This is a genomic window from Ferrovibrio sp. GW821-FHT12F09 (assembly GCF_058806775.1).
Map to the genome: position 1 here is coordinate 898,657 of NZ_JBXAPZ010000002.1, position 17,316 is coordinate 915,972.

Consider the following 17,316-nt stretch of genomic DNA (forward strand, 5'->3'; position numbering starts at 1 on the left):
GCAAATCCTTCGCAATTAGCAATCCATACCGAGCTGGTCCGGTTGGACGGCGGCAAATAAGACCAATCTGGTCTGGATTGCAAGATGATTTCCGAAAATCGGAAGTCAAGACGGGCATTAAAGGGGTTTTTTAAGGGGTCCCGGGGCAAGGGGTAAGGTTCAGTATGGAGGAAGGCGTGAATCGGAAGGAACGGCGGGCCCAGGGGAAGGCAGCGACAGGCGGCACGACCGCCTCGGCGCCCGGAGTCGCACCCGGGATCGTGCTGGCCGGCGCGCCCTTCAACGAGCGGGCCATCGCGCTGCACGGGGCCGGCCGCACCGCCGAGGCCATTCCCCTGCTCCAGGAAGCCGTGAGGCTCAGTCCCGGCCATGCCCCTTTCCACAGCAACCTGGGTGAACTGCTGCGCCTGACCGGCCAGGCCGAGGTCGCCATGGCCTCGCTGGACCGCGCGCTCAGCCTCAACCCCGGTTCCGCCGAGGCGCACAGCAACCGCGGCAACCTGCTGCGTCAGCTGGGCCGGGCCGAAGAGGCTGCCGCCGCCTACGAAACGGCGCTGACGCTGAAACCCGACTGGGCCGATGCCTGGAGCAACCTGGCCACGGCGCGCATGGACCTGCGCGACTATGCTGCCGCCATAACGGCGCTGAACCGCGCCATCGCGCTCAAGCCGCAGATGGGCTTCTTCCGCAAGAATCTCGGCCTCGCCCTGCTGGCCAGCGGTGACTATGAAAGCGCTGAAGCGGCTTTTGCCGCCATGGACAGCGCGCCCGTCAAACTGCAGGCCGGCCTGGACGTGGCGCTGGCGCGCGGCGACCTCGCCCGCGGCCGTGACGATCTGGAGGCCGCGCTGCAATGGTATGAACGCGCCTGGCGCCAGCAGCCCGGCCATGGCGAAGCCCATATGCGCTATGGCACGGCCCTGATGGTCAAAGGCGATTACCGCAATGCCTGGCCGCATTTCGAGGCGCGCTGGAGTCTGGCCGACACCGACCGCGACAAGCGGCCCTTCACCCTGCCCTTCTGGAAGGGCGAGGCGCTGCCGCCCGGCGCGCATATGCTGCTGTTCACCGAGCAGGGTGTGGGAGAATCGCTGGTGCTGTGGAGCCTGCTGCCCGAGCTGTTCGCACGCGGCATCACGCCGGTGATCGAATGCGACCCGCGCATGATCCCGATCCTGGCGCGCAGCTTCCCCGATATCGAATTGCACGCGCGCACCAACCCGCCGCAGCCGCGCCTGCTGGAACCCGATCTCACCGTGCAGGCAACGCTGTTCGATCTCGCCGCCGTGTTCCGGTCCAGCCCGGCTGACTGTACCGGCGCCCTGCCGATCCGGGCCGACATGGCACGCGCCGCCGCAATCCGCGCGCAGTATCAGGCCACCGATCCGCGGCCGCTGATCGGCGTGGCCTGGCATAGCGGCAACATCAAGCTCGGCGCGCCAAAGTCGGCGAAGCTGACCGATCTGGCGCCGATCCTTACCCTGCCCGGCTACCGCTTCGTCGACCTGCAATACGGTAACCGCGCCGACGACCGCGCGGCGCTGCTGGCTGCCCATGGCGTCGACCTGCTCTACGATCCGGCCATCGACCAGTTGAAGGATCTGGACGGATTCGCCGCCCAGGTGGCCGCGCTGGACATGGTGATTTCCACCAGCAACACCACGGCCCATATGGCGGCTGCCCTGGGCAAGCCGACCTGGCTGCTGCTGCACCGGGGCATTTCGCCGCACTGGTACTGGACCCAGGGCAGCGACACCACACCCTGGTATCCGACCGCCCGGCTGTGGCGCCAGCAGGCACGCAACGACTGGACCGGCCTGGCGGAAAGCGTCGCCCGCGAATTGCCCAAGGCACTTTCCGGGGCACTTTAACTGGCCGCTTCCCTCCGCTACATCATAATGCGATGACCGATCCGCTCAACGTCGCCTTCCGCAATGCCATGCGCCGGCTGGCCGCCACCGTCACCGTGATCTCCACGACGGCGGACGATGGCCAGCGCCACGGCATGACCGCCACCGCCGTCACGTCGGTCTCGGCCGATCCGCCGGCGGTGCTGGCCTGCGTCAACCGCTCGGCGGCGCTGCATGCCCAGCTCGGGCTGGGCAAACGGCTTTGCATCAACCTGCTCCACCGCAGCCAGCAGCGCCTGTCGGAAGTCTTCGGCGGTGCCGTGGAAGGCGAGATCCGCTTCACCGAGGGCGACTGGCAGAACGATGCCAGCGGCGTGCCCTTCCTCACCGATGCCCAGGCCAATATCTTCTGCGAGGTCGAGGCGCTGCATGCCTATGGCAGTCATTCGATCTGCATCGCCCGGGTGGTGCGGGCGAACTGTCGCAGCGACGTGGCGCCGCTGGTCTACCAGGACGGCGCCTATATGTGCACGGGCCCGATCACTCAGGAATAATGCGCCACCGCCTGCAACAGGCGGCGGAACTCGCTCACCACCTTGCGCTCGACCGTTTCGTTCAGCGCCACCACGCTTTTCAGGCGTCGCGGCCGCAACGGCACCACCGGCGCCGATACCGATGACAGCGCACGCGGCTGCGGCCGCGGCGGCACCGGAATGACCCGGCGCGGCAGCGGCGTCACCTTGGCCGGTCCCTGCGGCATCGGCGGCGCAGCCGAGCGGCCGAGCGGCGCGAGCTTGAGCTGCGGATGCTCGCTGAAGCCCATCGAGGCATAGACAGCGACATGCGATTTGCCGTCGGCATCCTGGTCAATCAGCAGCAGATTGGGGAACCGCGCCGCCAGCAGCGCGAAGGTTTCATCGCCGAGGAACGCCGGCTCGGGGATCGCGCACCAGCGCTTCTGGCCCTCGAAACCGAGCGGCCGGCGATGGGCGCGATAGAGCTTGCCGAGGCTGTCGGCAAACGGCGCATTCTGATGGAAGACCAGCACGATCTGGCGATGCAGATCAGCGGGGCTGAGGCGACGGCAGACCATCAGCGCCAGTTCATCGGGCCGCGCTCCCAGCGCCGCGGCAGCACCGAAGAACCCCAGCACCGTGCCAGCCGCACGGACATCCTGGGTCAGGAAGCCGAGGCGGTCGGCATGGCGCAGCGTGCCGATGGCGTTGAAGAAGCGCGGTTGCAGGCTCATGGTCGATCTCTGGCCGCCATTCTAGCGGTTTTCCCCTATCGCCGTCTTGGTTAACCGAGGAGCCGGGCCCACCAGCCGTAGCGCCAGCCGGCGATGCCGACCGCCACGAGCAGGGCCAGCAGGATATACAGCCCCCAGGGCCGCTGCTTTTCCGCGTAAGGATCGGTCAGCGCCCGTTCGGAACCGGCCGGCAGCTTTGCCAGCTGGGTCAGGCTGCTGCCGAAGGGGATGTTGATCAGCGCCCGCGCATTCACCGCCCAGCCATTGGCATCCAGCAGGGGGCCGAGATTGCGCTGCCGCAGCTTCATCGCCGCGATGATCATGGACGGACCGGAGATCAGCAGCAGCACGCCGAAGATGGCGAGCGGAATCTGCCACCAGGCCAGATTGAGGAAACCGGTGACCACCGAAGCCAGCGCCGTGCCGATGGCGCCGATGGCCAGGCCGATGGCGGCGAAGATGCCGGCGAATTTCGCCGCATCGAATGCCGGTGGCGGCGGCGCTGCCGCCGGTGCGGCCGGCGCGCCGCCCGAGATCGCCTGGCTGCCGGTCTCCAGCAGCTTGTTGGTCATCTGCTGCTCGTTGGCCTTGGAGCGCGCGGTGGCGAATTTCTCGATCTGCTCGTTGGCGAATTTTCCCACCTTGCGGAACGGCAGCCAGAAGGCTTCGCGGATCGAGATCGGATGGCTGACGATCTTGACGATCACCGCATCCCAATCGCGGCCCTGGCGGTCGTAGAACACGCCGTTGCGCCCGACCATCAGCTGGTCGGCATCGCCCGCCGTGACGGCGGCGGCAATCGTCATCTTTTCATTGGTCGGCTTGCCGTCCGAACCGCGCCGGGTGCAGTCGCAATAGAGCAGATAAATACGACTCAGTGAGGCCAGCGTGGCATGCTTGGCCGGATCGTCCACGGCAACGCAGAGATCGCAGGAGCGGCCGTCGATATACAGCGTGCCAACCTGGAAGATCGCCTTGCCGCGCCGGGTGTAGAAATCCTTGAAGGCGACGAAGTTGTTGAGCAACGGCACGAGGTCGCGCACATAGCGCGCCAGCGTCTCGACCGAGGCAATGGCCTCGAATTCCGGCGCCAGGGCCGCATCCGCGGCAATCAGCGCGGTGATCCTGGACTGCGCATCCATCGCCTTGATCTCGCGCACCCGGGCGATGCCGAGCGGTTCGACCAGGGCGCCGGCCTTGCGCGTCAGCCAGGTCATGGCGGGTTCGAGTTTTTCCTGCAGCATGCGCCAGTCGGCTTCGGTCAGCGTGCCGGTTTCGCTGCCCAGCAACGGCAGCACCGCAGCCTCGCGCAGACGCGTCACATCGGCGGCCCAGGCCGGATTGATACCATGGCCCAGCGGCAGCGGCCGTTCGGCCTCGATGCGCGCCAGCGGGAAAGCCGCCACGGCCGGCGTGCCGGCCGACAGGTCGCCATCGGCAATGGCGGCGAAATCCTTGTCATCGGCATTCAGCGCGGCGCCGGCCACCGGATCGAAAGCCGCGAGGCGGCAACGGAAGAAATAATCGTCGAGCTTGGACTGCAGCGCGCGGACGGCCTCGACCGCCGGCAGCGTGCCTTCGCCCAGCGGCAGGATCTCCGGTTTCGCCTTGGCCTCGTCCCACCAGGCGATATAGGCATCCACCGCAGCGAAGAAGACATCGGCCTCATCCTTGGAGAGTCCGGTTTCGCCGCCGCGATCCGGCTTCTCGCCGACCAGTTTCATGATCGCCTGCATCACCGCCGCCGTTTCCGGCTCTTTCGCCGCCGAGGGCGGCACCACGCCATCGCCGTTCAGCGTGGTCTTGGCGAAGATGCGGCCCACATCGGCGGCATCTTCCGGTCCGATGGCATGGGCGTCGGGCTTGCCGATATTGGTGAGGATGCGTCTGGCCGAGGCGAGGATGCGTGCCCCCTCCGCCGTGCTGTCGTCGATCTGGTTGAGCGGCAGTTCGGCATGGCCGGCAAACAGCGCATCGGGGTTGCGCACCAGCCGGCAGGTCCAGCGCACGGCATTGAGCAGTTCGACGGCGCGGATGCGGCCGTCATGGTCCTCGTCGATCAGTTCGAGCGTGCGACGGTCGAAATCGATGCCTTTGGCCGGACAGCTCAGCGCCAGCCAGAGCTTCTGGTCGAGCTGGCTGAGATGCTTCAGATCCTCGCCGGTCTCGATGCGCAGCTGATCGAAACCGCCGGCGCGGAAGAAGCGCCAGCGATGGGCATTCTCGTTCACGGGCCGCTCCTGCAACTCGGTTCCGGCGACATCGGTCTGCATCTCGGCCATGAAATCCCCCTTCAGACTGCGGGCGGCGTTATGAAACACCCGATTGCAGCCCATTGCGGTAGAGAAATCCAGCCTTTCCAAGGGCCTGACAGGTCCCCGCGCCATGATGAGCGGGCCAGTTCAGGCCCAGTCGGGGCCCATGCGATGCCAATTTGATACCCATGCGGGCCCGTTGAGAGCCAATTCGATGCCGGTTCCGGCCAGTTCGAGGCCAGTTCTGGCCAATCGGAGCCCGTTCAAAGCGACGGCCGCACCCCCACCGGATCGCTTGCGTCATCGTAATAGGCCAGCAGTCTGGCAGGGTCTTCCTTGGCCCAGCGGATGGCATCGCGACCGAGCCAAAGTCCCGATATGCGCCGGCGCTGCAACACCCTGCCATCTGTCGCGACAACGAGCTGGTTCTGGTTGGTCGCGACCTCGCGGAACAACCGGAAGGCCCGATGACCGATCGCCAGATGCTCGCGATTGCCGGGCTCGTAGAAGAACCAGTACTTGCCATCCCCGCTCATATGCTCGGGCTGCCCGTCTGCCGCAGGTTTAACGAAACTGAACTCGAAGCGGAAAGCCGGCAGGCGCGGCTGGCGCAGATCCCAGTGAGAGCCCGGTTCAGGCAGGAAGTCGTTGATCGGTTCGCCTGTCACATACCATTGCGGGCGCCAGTCCGGATCGAAATGCATCTCGGTCTCTGAGTGATCATCAGGATTCAGCGAATCTGCGCCGTCACCAAGCCGCAGCATGTGTTCCCCCTGCATACATGGCGGCGGTTCCTTCCACATGCGGCTCAAGATCGACGGATTGTTAAAATATCTGCCTTCGGGAAAATTGTCATAAAGTGCATCGGCGAACCGCGCCCAGTCCAACATGCTCAGACAAACGTCATGACACCGATAGGTATAGTCGCCCGCCATGCCGCCCCACTCCATTGTTATATAACCCTTCCGCTTGTACCATATTTGTTCTATTTGCGACAAGCAAATTCCACAGGTCGTAACCGCATAATATGGTAGGCGGCATGGCCGGCATCGACGGAACCTGTCTCGGCGCCCCGGGTTGCCCCGGCATAGCCCCCAACGGCATGAGACAGGAGCACAGTGATGGCCCACCGGCTGATCCACAGTATTCCCGGTACCGAAACCCATTCGCGCCGCCGATCCGGCCGGCCGCTGGCGTTGGTGACCGGTGCCTCGCGCGGCATCGGTTACGAACTGGCACGAGAGCTGGCCCAGCATGGCCACGACCTGCTGATCGCCGCCGACAACGCCGCCGCCCTGCGCGAGGCGGCCCAGGGCCTGAGCAGTGCCTGTGGCGTTCAGGTCGAGGCGGTGGTCTGCGACCTCGCCACCCGCGATGGCGTGGAAACGCTGTATACCGCCGCCCGCGAAGCAGGACCGGTGGAGGTGCTGTGCTGCAACGCCGGCGCCGGCGTCTATGGCGATTTCGCCGAAACCGATCTGGAAGCTGAATTGCGCATCATCCAGCTCAACGCCGTGTCGGTGGTGCATCTGACCAAACTGATCCTGCATGACATGATGCAGCGCCATCGCGGCAAGATCCTGATCACCGCATCGACCGAGTCCACCACACCCGACCCTTATCTGGTGGTCTATGCCGCCACCAAGGCCTTCGTGCTGTCCTTCGCCGAGGCGATCCGGCATTCGCTGCAGGATACCGGCGTCTCGGTCACGGCCCTGCTGCCGGGCCCGACGGATACCAACTTCTTCAAACGCGCCGGCATGCAGCGCTCGAAGGTGAACCACAGCGCCAAGACCGATCCGGCCGAGGTGGCGGCCAAGGCCTGCCGCGCGTTGCTGCGCGGCGACGATCAAAGCCTTGTCGGCTGGAAGAACAAGGCCCGGGTGACCATGCCGTCGGTGCTGAGCGATCCGGTGGCCGCGGCGCGGACAGCCGGCAAACAACCGTAAGTCGCCCGCCTCCTCGATGCATACGGAGCAAATAGCGCCATCAGCTACATAAACTCTGCATAAACATGTACGGAAAATTAGCTCTGATACTCGCCATACGGGCCTAAAGAGGGGGCGGTAGAAGCTGACCCCATTGAGGCCGCCATGTCCCGCCTGCTCTCCGATACAAAAATCCTGACCCGAATCTTTTTCGTCATCCTTCTGCTGTCAGCCTCGACGCTGGGCATCGGGATCATGGCCCGCTCCATCATCGATGTCTCCGATCAGAAGACCGACGATATGACCGCCATTTCGAGCCGCGCCCTGCAGGGCATGCGCGTCTATGCGCTGCTGCAGACCGTGATCGCCGACAGCCGCGCGATTTATTCCGCCCGCAACGCCGATGAACTGAAGCGCTTCGGCGCCACGGCGGCACAGAATTTCGACAAGGTCATGCAGGAGACCCTCAAGTGGGAACGCCTGGTGCCGGCCGACCGCCGCCAGGCCTTCGCCGAACTGCGCGGTCAGATCGAAGCCTTTATCGCCACGCGCCGCCGCATTATCGACATCGCCGAGAAACAGGATGGTGTCGCGGCCCAGGCCTTTGCCACGGCACCGGAGAATGCCAAGGCGCGCGACGAGCTGATCGAACGCATCCAGACATCGGTCAACAATAACGAAAAGGCCGTCAACGACATCAATAACGAAATCTCGGCCATGTATGCCCAGGAGCGCATCAACATGCTGCTCGCCGTGGCCGGTTCGATCATCATATCCCTGCTGATTGCCGGGTTCATTGCGATCGGCACCATCACCCGCCCGATCCGCCGCATGACCGACACCATGGGCACGCTCGCCAAGGGCGACACCAGTGCGATGGTCGACGGCGCCGCCCGCAAGGACGAAATCGGCGCGATGGCCCGCGCCGTGCAGGTATTCAAGGACAATATGATTGCCCGCGAAAAGGCCGAAGCCGATATCGCCGAACAGCGTCGGGTGACCGAGGAACAGCGCAGCGCCCGCGAAATCCGCGAGCGCAAAGCGATCGAGGAAATTTCAGCGCTGTGCGACAAGGCCGCCGCCGGCAACCTCGACAACCGCCTGAACGAAAGCGACAAGGAAGGCTTCCTGCTGACCATCAGCCAGCGCCTCAACGGCCTGACCTCGATGCTGCAGCAGGTGACCGGTGAGATCGCCACCGTGACGGCCGGCATGGCCCAGGGCGACCTGACCAACGATATCCGTGGCGATTATCACGGGGTCTTCGGCAAGCTGAAGGGTGGCATCAACGAGATGGCCGGCAAGCTGCGCGAGATTGCGGGCGAGCTGAACCAGAGCTCTGTTGCCGTCAAGGAGGCTGCTGCCGAAATCTCGACCGGCAGCCAGGATTTGGCCAGCCGCACGGAATCTCAGGCCGCCAGCATCGAAGAGACGGCGGCCTCCATGCATGAGATCACCGCGACGGTGAAGCAGAATGCCGACAACGCCCAGGCTGCCAACCAGCTGGCGACAGTGGCGCGCGATACCGCCGAAAAGGGCGGCAGCGTCGTCGCCAATGCGGTGACCGCCGTGACACAGATCGAGGCCAGTGCCCGCAAGATCGCCGATATCGTCGGCCTGATCGACGAGATCGCCTTCCAGACCAACCTGCTGGCGCTGAATGCGTCTGTGGAAGCCGCCCGCGCCGGCGAGGCCGGCAAGGGCTTTGCCGTCGTCGCGCAGGAAGTGCGTGCGCTGGCGCAGCGCTCGGCCAACGCGTCGAAAGACATCAAGGCGCTGATCACGGAATCGAACGCGCAGGTGAAAACCGGTGCGGCGCTGGTCAATCAGACCGGAGCCTCGCTGACCGAGATCGTCACCGCCATCAAGAAGGTATCGGACATCGTGGCCGAAATCGCCGGCGCCAGCCGCGAACAGGCCACCGGCCTGGATCAGATCAACACCGCGGTGGGCACCATGGACGAAATGACCCAGCGCAACGGCGCCCTGGTCGAAGAAACCAGCGCCTCGGCCCAGGCCCTGTCGCAGCAGGCAACCCAGCTGGCCCATCTGGTCAGCTTCTTCAGGACCGGCGGCGGTGCTGTCCGGCCTGACAATGTGGTGGCGCTGCGGGCCTGACGCTCGCGCCCCTGACGCTCACGGGCTTGAAATGCAACACGGCCGCAGGGGTGACTTCCCTGCGGCCGTGTTCCCGTGGTGCCCGCCGGCTCTGCAAAACGGCGGACGAGGAATGGGTCAGCGTCAGCTATGGGCGGCCTTGTAGCCACTCTGCACGACGAGCTGGCGGCGCATCGCCACCACCTGACGGGTGGTCAGCTTCAGCTCATCGTCAAGGCGACGGCGGCGGCGCAGACTGGCCGAGAAGCTGTCGATATCGGACAGCGTGCCGCAGGCGCGCGAGAAGTGGCCGCTCATCAGGCTGATTTCGCGGTCGCAAATCTCGCGTTCCTGGCGCAACTGCTGAGCCTGGCGCTGGGCGGCCTCGATTTCGATCTTCAGAGTGGTCGTCATGTGAACCTCCGCTCGGGCTTGTCTTGATGAACAAAGCCTAGGCGAAAGCGCAGCGCAGCGGGTGTGATCTGGCTGCTACAGTTCAGCGACCGCTGTGACCGGCCTGTGACCGAGATGCCGTTTCGGCGACAGCCCTGTGACCGGGCGGTTGCCGGGCAGAAAAGCCTCTTACAGCCAGCCGCTTTTGCGGAATCGCCAGAACAGCCAGCCGCAGATGCCGGCCACCGCCCCCAGCACCAGGCCATAGCCGTAGCGCCAATGCAGTTCGGGCATATGCTCGAAATTCATGCCGTAGATGCCGGCAATGGCCGTCGGCACCGCCAGGATCGCCGCCCAGGCGGCGAGCTGGCGCACAATGTCGTTCTGCCGCACACCGGCCAGCAGGATTTCGGTCTCGAAGGCCGCCGCCAGCCCCTCGCGCAGATCGTCGATCGAGTCGGCCACGCGCTGCACATGATCGTGCACGTCGCGGAAATAGGGCCGGATATCCGGCGTCAGCAGCGGCAGGTCCAGCCTTTCGAGCCGGCCGCTCACTTCCAGCAGCGGCAGCACGATGCCGCGCATGCCCAGCAGTTCGCGGCGCAGTTCGTAGATACGGGCGATCATCACGCGGTCGAGCGTCTCGTCCAGCACCCGATTCTCGATCTCGCGCAGTTCTCCCGCGATGTCGTCGATGACGGGGAAGAAATTGTCGGCGACGAAATCGACGATGGCATGCACCGCCGCCTGCTCGCCCAGTTGCAGCATCGCCGGCTTGCGCTCGAGCCGGCTGCGCACCTCGGCATAGGAGGACGAGGCGCCATGGCGCACCGAGATCACATAGCCCTGGCCGGCGAAGATATGGGTCTCGCCGTATTCGACATCGCCGTTCACCAGCCGCGCCGTGCGCAACACGATGAACAGGCCATCGCCATAGACTTCCAGCTTCGGGCGCTGATGCGCCATGGCCGCATCCTCGACCGCCAGCGGATGCAGACCGAAACGTTTCTGCAGATTTTCCAGGGCATCGGGATCGGGGTCATGGAGACCGATCCAGACGAAATCCGCACCCGCCGGCAGACGGAAGGCGGATTCATCCAGCGGCACGTCGCAGATGCGGCTGCCCTTGCCATAGGCCGCACAGGCCACCAGACCTTTCATTGGGATCTCCATGGGACGAATCAACGTTCCGGCACCGGAATGATATGCGTTTCCGGCCGCCGCCAGCCTTCAGGGACCGCTAAACACAGCGTGCCACTGTGTTGGCTATGCGCATAAGAGGTAGCCAAACCGCATACTCCTGTCCATTGCGCAACCCTGCCGAACATACTGCGCGGCATCATACCCGGTTTCGCCGCATCGTCGGCCATCCGGCCGAATCCGCTTGTGACGCGCCGCCCTCGCCGCCCCAATAGTCTGCCGCCAGTTGTGGCGGTTCAACCAAGGGGAAACACCACCATGTCTTCGACGAAGCAGCATATCGGCGCCCTGATCGCGGCGCTGACCTCGGCCGGACTGGGCATCCGGCTGAATTCCGACGGCGCCTCGTTCCGCGACTTTTACTGCCGCATGGCCGGTCACGAACCGGCCAGCCCGCTGGACGCCACCTTCGTGCGGCTCGACGACCGCTCGTTCTTCTGGCTGCAGATCTTCGACAGCCATCGTAACCCGATCGGCTGCGGCGCCGGCCGGCTGGTGCTGGCACCGGCCTGGCGCGGCGGCCTGCGCAAGCTGATGGCCAGCCAGTCGCTGTTCATCGACCGCGCCGCCCCGCTGTGGTCGGCCGGCACGCCGCCCGAGACCGACCTGTCCGGCCGGCTCGGCTATGTCGGCGGCGGCTGGATCAAGCCGTCCTGGCGCCGCCACGGCCTGATCGGCATCGTGATCCAGTTGGTGCATGCCTACATGGTCGAGCAATACCGCACCGACCATAACTTCGGCTTCGTGCGGCCCAACCATATCCCGCTGGCACTGGGTGACGATGGCTATGCCTTCGCCGAGGCCGGCGAGGCCTTCCAAGCCTATTGCGCCGGCACCGGATTCGACGAGCCGCTACATGTTGTGCAGGCCAGCCGGGCACAACTATTACGCCGGTATGCAGCCGAGCCGGTCTATGCCCTGCGCGGAGATGTGCGGGAAATGCCCGGCATACTGCCGGAAAAAGTGGTTTATGCACCACTTTCACACGAGGACACGGTGCCTATGCGTAAAGTTGGTTGACAAGCTGAGCCCAAGCGGGGGAATAATCCTCATCACCGGGGAAGTTTCCCCGCTTCGGACTTCAGACTACTACCGGGGGATGTATGTCGAAGCGCCCGCTCAATACCGACCTGGCGACCCGCCTGGAGCAGGGGGTGCGGCGCCGCATGGCCATGCTGCGCGTGGCCCTGCCCGAGCTGGGTGCCGAGCTGGGCCATGACGTCACCACCCTGCGCGCATGGTTCCGCGGCGCCAACCGTTTCAGCTTTGAAGATATCGACCAGCTGGACGGCTATTTTGCCACCCGCGGCCTGCCCGGCCTGATGGACGAGCTGCGCCAGCATGGCATGCCGCGCAACTGGCAGTTCAGCGAAGAATCCTATACCGCCGCACAGTTCGACGATCCCGCGCTGGGCAACCTGCATGAGGTGACCGCCGGCCTGCAGCAGAGCGGCCGGGCGCCGCTCAGCTTCCTGAACGAGCGCGGCCTGTTCGAGCATTGCCACATCCTCAATGTCGATGGCGGTGCGGTGCGGCCGGTCCATATGGGCGACGCCATTCCGATCCGGCCGAGCCAGAGCGTGCTGGGCCGCGACCTGCGCGAACTGGCCAACCGCGATTTCGGCCTGATGCTGCACGACCAGCTGATGAAGATCGCCCAGCTGCAGGCGCCGCGCGTGCATCTGATCCGTTCGCTGCAGGGACCGCAGGTGGAATACCGCCGCCTTGCCGTGCCGGTCGGCCCGCATTTCATCGTCACCATTCCCTACGATCTCGCCATCGCTCCTTCCTTCTCACTGCAATGAGACGCATGCCATGAACTTCCAGCCCGGCCGACAGGAAACCACCGTCATGCAGCGCAAACCCAATCCGACCGATATCCATGTCGGCCAGCGCCTGCGCGCGGCCCGCGTGCTCGCAGGCATGAGCCAGGAAAAGCTGGGCGCCACCGTGGGCCTGAGCTTCCAGCAGATCCAGAAATACGAAAAAGGCCATAACCGCATCGGCGCCAGCCGCATGCAGCAGCTGGCCCAGGCGCTGAATATCCCGCCGTCGTATTTCTTCGATCATAATTCGCCCGAGGCCGGCAGCACGGCCAGCACCCAGAGCATGGATGCCGCCGCCGTCTCCCGCCGCCAGTCGCTGGACCTGGTGCGCTACTTCTCGTCGATCCCCGATGACGACATGCGGGAAGCGCTGTTCAAGCTGGTGAAGGTCTGCGGCCAGGCCGACGATGCCGAACTGCCGGCGAGCGAACTGCCGGTCGCCGGGCTTGCCGCCCTTGCCCTGCCAGCCGTCGACGCTGCTGACTGAAACCCCGCCGACGTTACGTCCCGACGTTTTCCCAGCGGCCGGACGCCGCACTGGCCCGGATCGCATCCAGGGTCAGGGCGATATCGATCGACTCTTCCGGCGTCGCGCCGGTCCAGGCCGCGCGGCCGGCCACCAGATCCGCAAATGATTCCGCCTCCAGACGGAAGCCGTTGCCGTCCGGCACCGGGATCGCCTCGAAGGGCACCGTCATCGGGATGCCGCGGCGGACCTGCAGCACGGCTGGGCCGCCGACCGGCGGATGGTTCAGGTAATTCGTCTCGATGATGCCATTGTCGCCGGAGACTGAGGCGCTGCGGTGATAGGCGGCGGCGAAACTGCAGGATGCCTGCGCCACCAGTCCATCGGAGAATTCGATATTGGCCAGCGTGGTCATGTCAACGCCGTTGTGGTCGTTCACCGAGGTCGCCTGCACCCGCAGCGGCCGGCGCCCGGCCACGATGCGGACCAGGCTGACGGCATAGCTGCCGGCGTCATACAGGGCACCGCCACCGAGCGTGGGGCTGAGTCGGATATTGGCCGGATCCCGGAACAGCACGCTGAAGCTTGAGCGGATCAGCTGCAATGCGCCGATGGCGCCCTCCCCGATCAGGCGGCGCATCTGGATGGTCTGCTGCTGCGCCATATAGGGATAAGCCTCGCGCAGGAAAACCTCCCGGCGATTGGCCGCAGCGAACATGGCTTTCGCCTCTGTCGCCGTCATCGCCAGCGGCTTCTCGCAGAGCACATGCTTCCCGGCATCGACGGCCCTGATGGCCCATTCAGCATGCAGCGCATTCGGCAACGGAATATAGATGGCATCGATATCGGGATCAGCCAGCAGGGCTTCATAGGAACCGATGGCGCGCCCGATGCCCAGCTCCGCCGCCATGGCCTCGGCCTTGGCCTGACCGCGGCTGGCGACCGCGACGACCTGCACCGTCTGCGACGGTGCACAGCCATTGGTAAAGGCGCGGGCGATATTGGCAGCCCCCAGCACGCCGATGCGCAGGGGCTTCTGTGATGAGCTGCTCATGGGACCGCCTCGGCATCCAGTGAAAACATCCAGGCATAGAGCGGCACATCCTGTGCCGGCATGCCGGCCGGCAACACCGCCGGACAGGCCGAGAGTGCCTTGCGGATCGCAGCCTGGTCCAGTCCCTCGAGCAGCAGCAGGCTGTGAAACGACTGATCCTTCGGCCGCAGGTTCTTCTCGTTGGTCTGGATCGACGTCCTGGCCGCGTCGGTCTCCAGCAGATGGACGGCGGCGATCCGGTCCTGCGCCACAAGACTGTCAGCAATCTTGTCGCTGTCCGTCAGCGCCTCTGCAAACGGCAGCGCGGCGATATAGCCGCCGCTACCGGTGCCTTTCGAGAGAGTCCGCCGGCCACCGCCGCGCACAAAATTGCCCAGGATCGGCATGATCCGCTGCGACCAGGGCGTTGGTGCATTCAGGCGGTCCAGATAGGACTGTCCGGCCAGGGCCTCCGGCGTTTCCAGCTCGTAGACGATGAGAAAGCGGCGGACGGTGTCGTCCAGCGCACGAAAAACACGAACAGCCCGGAAGCCCTCGACGCCCATGCGCTCGGTGGTGTGCTCGCGGGTAAGCCAGTGCAGGTAGTCCGTCTCCTGTACCGGCTCGACATCGCTCCAGATCGCCAGAAATCCTTCGCCCTGCATGGTTTCCCCGCTTACTGGGCCGCCGCGCCGACCGGCGGCTGGAGCCGGGCCGGCAGCTTGCCAAGACTCTGCAGCGCGGCCTGCATGGCAACGATATAGCCATAGGGACCAAGGCCGCAGATGACGGCTTTGACCGCCGCCGACAGCTTGGAATGGCGGTGCATCTCGTCGCGGGCATGGATGTTGGAAATATGCACCTCGATGATCGGTCCTTCGAAAATCTTCAGCGCGTCGTACATGGCCACCGAGGTGAAGGAATAGGCGGCGGGATTGATGATGATGGCATCGGCCGCGCCGCGCGCCTGCTGGATATGGTCGACCAGAACGCCTTCATGGTTGGACTGCAGGAAGGTCAGCCGCGCACCGGCGCTGGCGGCGAAGGCCTCGCAGTCCTGCTGGATCTCGGCCAGCGTGGTGGAGCCATAGATATGCGGCTCGCGGATGCCCAGCATGTTGAGGTTGGGCCCGTTCAGGATCAGGAGTCGAGCGGTCATGGCATTACCCAGTTGTCAAAACGCGTACATCGTCAGCTGAACCACTTGGCCGGCACCATCACCAGCGACGGGAACAGCACCAGCAGGAAGAGGATGACGATTTCGGCCCACATGAACGGCCATGCGGCCTTGATAAGGTCGGCCATCGGAATGCGGGCAACGCCCGCCACCACGTTCAGAACCACACCCACCGGTGGCGTGATCAGGCCGATGGAGTTGTTGATGATGAACAGCACGCCGAAATAGACCGGATCGATCCCGGCCTGCTTGATGATGGGCATCAGGATCGGCGTCAGGATCAGGATGGTCGGCGTCATGTCGAGTGCGGTGCCGACAATCACCACGATGACCATGATGGCGATCAGCAACAGCGTCTGATTGCCCATGAAGGGCCGCAGAAGATCAACGATCTGGGCGGAGATTTCCGACACCGTGATCAGCCAGGACGACACCAGCGCCGCCGCCACCAGGAACATCACCACGCTGGTGGTGAGAGCCGCCTTGATGAACACCGGCAGCAGCTGGTTCCATTTCAGCTCACGATAGATGCAGGTCGCCACGAACAGGGCATAGACCGCCACGACAACGGCCGCCTCGGTGGGCGTGAAGACGCCGAATTTCAGGCCGAAAATGATGATGAAGGGCAGGCCCAGCGCCCAGACGCCGTCGACCACCGCATGCAGTTTTTCACGCCAGGGCAAGCGCGCCGGCATGGTGATGTCTTCGTTGCGCACCTTCCACCACCAGGTCACGCAGAGTGCCATGGCGATCATCAGGCCGGGAAAGATGCCAGCCAGGAACAGCTTGGTGATGGAGACGCCGCCGACCACGCCGAAGATAACGAAACCGATGCTGGGTGGAATGATCGGCCCGATGATGCCCGAGGCCGCGATCAGGCCACCGGACGTGGCCTTGTCATGACCAGCCCTGGTCATCATGGGAATGAGCAAAGCCGAGAGCGCCGCGGCATCGGCCACCGCCGAGCCGGACAGCGCCGACAGGATGCAGGCCGCCAAGATGGCGACATAACCGAGACCGCCCTTGATATGACCGACGAAGGCCATGGCGACATTGACGATGCGCTTGGACAGGCCGCCACTGTTCATCACCTCGCCGGCCAGCATGAAGAACGGCACCGCCATCAGCGGGAAGCTGTCGGCACCATTGATGATATTCTGGGCGACGATCTGGGCATCGAAGATATCGAGCTGATACATCAGCGCGACGCCGCAGATCACGAGCGCGAAGGCAATCGGCATGCCAAGCGCCATGGCGCCCAGCAATGACAGGGTGAAAACCGTAATGGTCATGGATGCGTGCCTTAAAGTTCTTCGGACTCTTTGACCGAGACAAGTTCGTCCTCGGTCAGGCGGCCCCTCAGCACACGCACGATGTCGTAGATCAGGATAATGCCGGCCGAGATGCCGAAGACCAGACCGGAGGCATAGAAGATGCCGACAGACAGGTTGGTCGCCGGGGCACGGTCACCCAAGGTGATCAGCACCTGCGTCCAGCTCCCCGACAGCAGCAGCCAGTCGGCGAACAGCATCAGCCCGTAGCTGACAATGAAGCATATCCGCTTGCCCAGCGGCGGCAGCAGGATGACGAGCGTATCCACACCGAGATGCGCCCGCTCCCGCAGCGCCACCACGGCACCGAGGAAGGTAAGCCAGACCATGAGCCATCGAGACAGTTCTTCCGAGAAGGCGATACCGGAGTTGAAGCCGTAGCGCAGCACTACGTTTCCGAACACCAGCACCACCATCACGGCGAGAAATGCCGCAATCACGTATTTGAGGACGTGACAGTAGAGATCGATGGCTTTTGCCATGGTCTGGCCTTTACCGAACCTGCGCAGCC

Annotated in this window: 17 protein-coding genes; 7 read left to right on the plus strand and 10 right to left on the minus strand. The window is 64.6% G+C overall.

Annotated features, from left to right (window positions below; genetic code table 11):
- Positions 1–176: 176 nt before the first annotated feature.
- Positions 177–1,871, plus strand: a complete 1,695-nt coding sequence (locus tag AC1ROB_RS17475) for a tetratricopeptide repeat protein (RefSeq protein ID WP_492969838.1) — start codon at positions 177–179, stop codon at positions 1,869–1,871.
- Positions 1,872–1,903: 32 nt separating this feature from the next.
- Positions 1,904–2,404 (plus strand): flavin reductase family protein, encoded by a 501-nt coding sequence (locus AC1ROB_RS17480; protein WP_492969837.1) that lies wholly within the window; start codon positions 1,904–1,906, stop codon positions 2,402–2,404.
- On the opposite strand, the gene AC1ROB_RS17485 is transcribed toward AC1ROB_RS17480, so the two are convergent.
- From AC1ROB_RS17485 to AC1ROB_RS17495, 3 genes are all read right to left on the minus strand, one after another.
- Positions 2,395–3,099: a hypothetical protein gene (locus AC1ROB_RS17485; RefSeq protein WP_492969836.1), complete on the minus strand. Its 705-nt coding sequence runs from the start codon at positions 3,097–3,099 to the stop codon at positions 2,395–2,397. The two genes, AC1ROB_RS17480 and AC1ROB_RS17485, sit on opposite strands and share 10 nt — an antisense overlap.
- A 50-nt stretch (positions 3,100–3,149) precedes the next feature.
- Positions 3,150–5,381 (minus strand): hypothetical protein, encoded by a 2,232-nt coding sequence (locus AC1ROB_RS17490; protein ID WP_492969835.1) that lies wholly within the window; start codon positions 5,379–5,381, stop codon positions 3,150–3,152.
- A gap of 236 nt (positions 5,382–5,617) precedes the next feature.
- The gene (locus tag AC1ROB_RS17495) at positions 5,618–6,289 is read right to left on the minus strand and encodes a hypothetical protein (protein WP_492969834.1); all 672 of its coding nucleotides are present in this window, start codon (positions 6,287–6,289) and stop codon (positions 5,618–5,620) included.
- A gap of 186 nt (positions 6,290–6,475) precedes the next feature.
- Here AC1ROB_RS17495 and AC1ROB_RS17500 point away from each other — a divergent pair, with 186 nt between their 5' ends.
- The gene (locus AC1ROB_RS17500; RefSeq protein ID WP_492969833.1) at positions 6,476–7,303 is read left to right on the plus strand and encodes an SDR family NAD(P)-dependent oxidoreductase; all 828 of its coding nucleotides are present in this window, start codon (positions 6,476–6,478) and stop codon (positions 7,301–7,303) included.
- Between the two features lie 144 nt (positions 7,304–7,447).
- Complete coding sequence (locus AC1ROB_RS17505; RefSeq protein ID WP_492969832.1) at positions 7,448–9,400, plus strand: methyl-accepting chemotaxis protein; 1,953 nt, start codon at positions 7,448–7,450, stop codon at positions 9,398–9,400.
- Positions 9,401–9,523: 123 nt separating this feature from the next.
- Here the strand turns inward: AC1ROB_RS17505 and AC1ROB_RS17510 are convergent, their stop codons facing one another.
- Together AC1ROB_RS17510 and AC1ROB_RS17515 are read right to left on the minus strand one after the other, a co-directional pair.
- Positions 9,524–9,793, minus strand: coding sequence for a hypothetical protein (locus AC1ROB_RS17510; protein WP_492969831.1), 270 nt, complete (start codon positions 9,791–9,793; stop codon positions 9,524–9,526).
- Between the two features lie 168 nt (positions 9,794–9,961).
- On the minus strand, positions 9,962–10,933 hold the full coding sequence (locus AC1ROB_RS17515) for a magnesium and cobalt transport protein CorA (protein ID WP_492969830.1): 972 nt from the start codon (positions 10,931–10,933) through the stop codon (positions 9,962–9,964).
- 297 nt (positions 10,934–11,230) lie between these two features.
- Between AC1ROB_RS17515 and AC1ROB_RS17520 the strand changes: the two genes are divergently transcribed.
- The 3 genes from AC1ROB_RS17520 (at position 11,231) to AC1ROB_RS17530 (ending at position 13,285) form a co-directional block, all read left to right on the plus strand.
- Entirely contained in the window at positions 11,231–11,992 is a 762-nt protein-coding gene (locus AC1ROB_RS17520) for a hypothetical protein (RefSeq protein ID WP_492969829.1), read from the plus strand.
- 83 nt (positions 11,993–12,075) lie between these two features.
- The gene (locus tag AC1ROB_RS17525) at positions 12,076–12,777 is read left to right on the plus strand and encodes a hypothetical protein (RefSeq protein ID WP_492969828.1); all 702 of its coding nucleotides are present in this window, start codon (positions 12,076–12,078) and stop codon (positions 12,775–12,777) included.
- 10 nt (positions 12,778–12,787) lie between these two features.
- Positions 12,788–13,285, plus strand: a complete 498-nt coding sequence (locus AC1ROB_RS17530) for a helix-turn-helix domain-containing protein (protein ID WP_492969827.1) — start codon at positions 12,788–12,790, stop codon at positions 13,283–13,285.
- 13 nt (positions 13,286–13,298) lie between these two features.
- Here the strand turns inward: AC1ROB_RS17530 and AC1ROB_RS17535 are convergent, their stop codons facing one another.
- Genes AC1ROB_RS17535 through AC1ROB_RS17555 form a run of 5 tightly spaced genes read right to left on the minus strand, consistent with a single transcriptional unit; the run spans position 13,299 to position 17,287 of the window.
- Positions 13,299–14,318, minus strand: a complete 1,020-nt coding sequence (locus AC1ROB_RS17535; protein ID WP_492969826.1) for a Gfo/Idh/MocA family protein — start codon at positions 14,316–14,318, stop codon at positions 13,299–13,301.
- A complete protein-coding gene (locus AC1ROB_RS17540) occupies positions 14,315–14,962 on the minus strand; it encodes a hypothetical protein (protein ID WP_492969825.1) in 648 nt (215 codons plus the stop codon). Before AC1ROB_RS17540 ends, AC1ROB_RS17535 begins: the two co-directional genes overlap by 4 nt.
- A gap of 11 nt (positions 14,963–14,973) precedes the next feature.
- The gene (gene aroQ, locus AC1ROB_RS17545) at positions 14,974–15,456 is read right to left on the minus strand and encodes a type II 3-dehydroquinate dehydratase (protein ID WP_492969824.1); all 483 of its coding nucleotides are present in this window, start codon (positions 15,454–15,456) and stop codon (positions 14,974–14,976) included.
- A 32-nt stretch (positions 15,457–15,488) separates the two neighbouring features.
- On the minus strand, positions 15,489–16,766 hold the full coding sequence (locus tag AC1ROB_RS17550) for a TRAP transporter large permease subunit (protein WP_492969823.1): 1,278 nt from the start codon (positions 16,764–16,766) through the stop codon (positions 15,489–15,491).
- An 11-nt stretch (positions 16,767–16,777) separates the two neighbouring features.
- Complete coding sequence (locus AC1ROB_RS17555; protein WP_492969822.1) at positions 16,778–17,287, minus strand: TRAP transporter small permease; 510 nt, start codon at positions 17,285–17,287, stop codon at positions 16,778–16,780.
- Positions 17,288–17,316 lie beyond the last annotated feature (29 nt).

Bases quoted from the DNA above. Each gene is read 5' to 3' on its own strand.
- AC1ROB_RS17480 (WP_492969837.1), top strand. From the start codon at position 1,904: ATGACCGATCCGCTCAACGTCGCCTTCCGCAATGCCATGCGCCGGCTG.
- AC1ROB_RS17485 (WP_492969836.1), bottom strand. From the start codon at position 3,099: ATGAGCCTGCAACCGCGCTTCTTCAACGCCATCGGCACGCTGCGCCAT.
- AC1ROB_RS17490 (WP_492969835.1), bottom strand. From the start codon at position 5,381: ATGGCCGAGATGCAGACCGATGTCGCCGGAACCGAGTTGCAGGAGCGG.
- AC1ROB_RS17495 (WP_492969834.1), bottom strand. From the start codon at position 6,289: ATGGCGGGCGACTATACCTATCGGTGTCATGACGTTTGTCTGAGCATG.
- AC1ROB_RS17500 (WP_492969833.1), top strand. From the start codon at position 6,476: ATGGCCCACCGGCTGATCCACAGTATTCCCGGTACCGAAACCCATTCG.
- AC1ROB_RS17505 (WP_492969832.1), top strand. From the start codon at position 7,448: ATGTCCCGCCTGCTCTCCGATACAAAAATCCTGACCCGAATCTTTTTC.
- AC1ROB_RS17510 (WP_492969831.1), bottom strand. From the start codon at position 9,793: ATGACGACCACTCTGAAGATCGAAATCGAGGCCGCCCAGCGCCAGGCT.
- AC1ROB_RS17515 (WP_492969830.1), bottom strand. From the start codon at position 10,933: ATGAAAGGTCTGGTGGCCTGTGCGGCCTATGGCAAGGGCAGCCGCATC.
- AC1ROB_RS17520 (WP_492969829.1), top strand. From the start codon at position 11,231: ATGTCTTCGACGAAGCAGCATATCGGCGCCCTGATCGCGGCGCTGACC.
- AC1ROB_RS17525 (WP_492969828.1), top strand. From the start codon at position 12,076: ATGTCGAAGCGCCCGCTCAATACCGACCTGGCGACCCGCCTGGAGCAG.
- AC1ROB_RS17530 (WP_492969827.1), top strand. From the start codon at position 12,788: ATGAACTTCCAGCCCGGCCGACAGGAAACCACCGTCATGCAGCGCAAA.
- AC1ROB_RS17535 (WP_492969826.1), bottom strand. From the start codon at position 14,318: ATGAGCAGCTCATCACAGAAGCCCCTGCGCATCGGCGTGCTGGGGGCT.
- AC1ROB_RS17540 (WP_492969825.1), bottom strand. From the start codon at position 14,962: ATGCAGGGCGAAGGATTTCTGGCGATCTGGAGCGATGTCGAGCCGGTA.
- aroQ (WP_492969824.1), bottom strand. From the start codon at position 15,456: ATGACCGCTCGACTCCTGATCCTGAACGGGCCCAACCTCAACATGCTG.
- AC1ROB_RS17550 (WP_492969823.1), bottom strand. From the start codon at position 16,766: ATGACCATTACGGTTTTCACCCTGTCATTGCTGGGCGCCATGGCGCTT.
- AC1ROB_RS17555 (WP_492969822.1), bottom strand. From the start codon at position 17,287: ATGGCAAAAGCCATCGATCTCTACTGTCACGTCCTCAAATACGTGATT.